The sequence below is a fragment of the Acetobacter okinawensis JCM 25146 genome (genome assembly GCF_000613865.1).
Taxonomy (GTDB): domain Bacteria; phylum Pseudomonadota; class Alphaproteobacteria; order Acetobacterales; family Acetobacteraceae; genus Acetobacter; species Acetobacter okinawensis.
The window spans coordinates 1-1,585 of record NZ_BAJU01000109.1 but is presented as its reverse complement, the minus strand read 5'-3'; the positions used below and the strand labels follow the sequence as shown (position 1 = coordinate 1,585).

Here is a 1,585-nt window from a genome sequence, read left to right as displayed (position 1 = left end):
ACCTGAGTGCCGACCTGCCCGTGGGCCTGCCTGCTGCGGAGCGGGCGCTTGCGGCGCTGCCATGCCATGTGGGGCAGCCGGTTGCCCTGACAACCGAGGATGGCGTGGAAGAGGGGCTGGGTGCTTTGCGTGTTTCGGCCTCCGCGCGGCATATCTCGGGCACGGGGGGGCTGTATGGCGCGGCGGAGGGGAGTATGGCCCCGCCAGAACATCCTGTGGTGCGGATGTTGGCCAAGCTGGCGCTTATCCTGCGTTACTGGCCAGAGCTTGCCTGTGCCGAACACGCACCCTGTGCACAGGCGGGGGAGGCCGGTGTGGGCCATACGGTGGGGGCGGATCAGGCAGGGGCGCGTGGGGCTGGTTCGCTCAGGCAGGTCATGGCCCGGTAAGGGGAGCCTGCGGGCCTGCTGGTGCCGTGGTGTTTGGGCATTTCTCCTCTTGCACTCGGGCAAAGCTGATTCCACAACAGGGGCATGAGCGAACATATGATTGCCGAAAAAGCCTCATCCTCCTCTCAGGAGCATTTTCTGGATGGGCCAGAGCTGCCCACGGGGATCACCCGCTTCTGGCTGATCCGCCACGCACTGGTGGAAGAAAATGCCCGTATGTGCATGTACGGCAGCATGGACGTGCCGCTCTGCCCCGATAGTCTGATTGCCCAGCGGCCCATGTACCGTGCGCTGGCGGCCCGCCTGCCGCAGGATGCGCAGTGGTTCATCAGCCCGCTCTCTCGCACACGGCGCACGGCGCAGGCGATTGAGGAGGCAGGCTACGGTGCGCGCCCGCTTACGGTGGAACCAGACCTGATCGAACAGAATCTGGGCGCATGGCAGGGGCTGGAATACCATGCCCTGCCTGCCCACCTGACCCTGCCACCACACCCTTTCTGGCCTGTTGCGGCCAGTGACTGCCGCCGGGGGGGGAGAGTGTGATCGAGGTCTGTAGCCGTGTTGGCCGCCTGCTGGACCGGCTGGCCAGAGCCCACGCAGGGCGTAATATTGTGGCAGTGGCTCATGGTGGGGTTATTCGTGCAGCTCTGGCCCATGCGCTGCGTATCCATGCCGAGACAGCGCTGCATTTTTCGGTTCAGAATCTCTCGCTCACCATTCTTGAGCGGCTGGATACGGGCTGGCGGGTGGTTACGGTTAACGAACTGCCGGGTATCTGACCCGCGCCAGCCTCGCGCATTCAGGCACAACAGGCGGCGGGCCATGCGGGCCGCCGTTATTCCCAGACGGATATTTCCCAGACGGAGGGCTTTGGTCCATGTCTTTCTCTCCTTCACACGCCGGGGCGCTGGCCGCCACAGACCAGTTGTTCTTTACCCAAGGGCAGGCCCGCCTTGACCGCGATGACGCCGAAAAGCTGACCCGCACGGCGCTGGACGGCATGGATGATGGCGAACTGTTCCTTGAATACCGCGAGAGCGAATCCATTGCTCTGGATGATGGGGTCATCCGCTCCGCCTCCTTTAACACCAGCACGGGTTTTGGCCTGCGCGCGGTTCTGGGAGAAGAGACGGGCTTTGCCCATTCGGATGAGATGAGCCGCTCCTCCCTGCTGCGTGCAGCCGGGGCGGTGAGCG

Annotated in this window: 1 protein-coding gene and 2 pseudogenes; all 3 read left to right on the top strand. The window is 64.4% G+C overall.

Going from position 1 to position 1,585, the window contains the following annotated elements:
- Positions 1 to 389: pseudogene (locus JCM25146_RS22690) on the top strand (hypothetical protein); the annotation flags it as partial.
- A gap of 84 nt (positions 390 to 473) precedes the next feature.
- Positions 474 to 1,168 (top strand): annotated as a pseudogene (locus JCM25146_RS20295) (histidine phosphatase family protein).
- Between the two features lie 98 nt (positions 1,169 to 1,266).
- Positions 1,267 to 1,585, top strand: a 319-nt coding sequence (locus JCM25146_RS20290; RefSeq protein ID WP_035373028.1) for a PmbA/TldA family metallopeptidase, incomplete at its 3' end; no start/stop codon positions are given.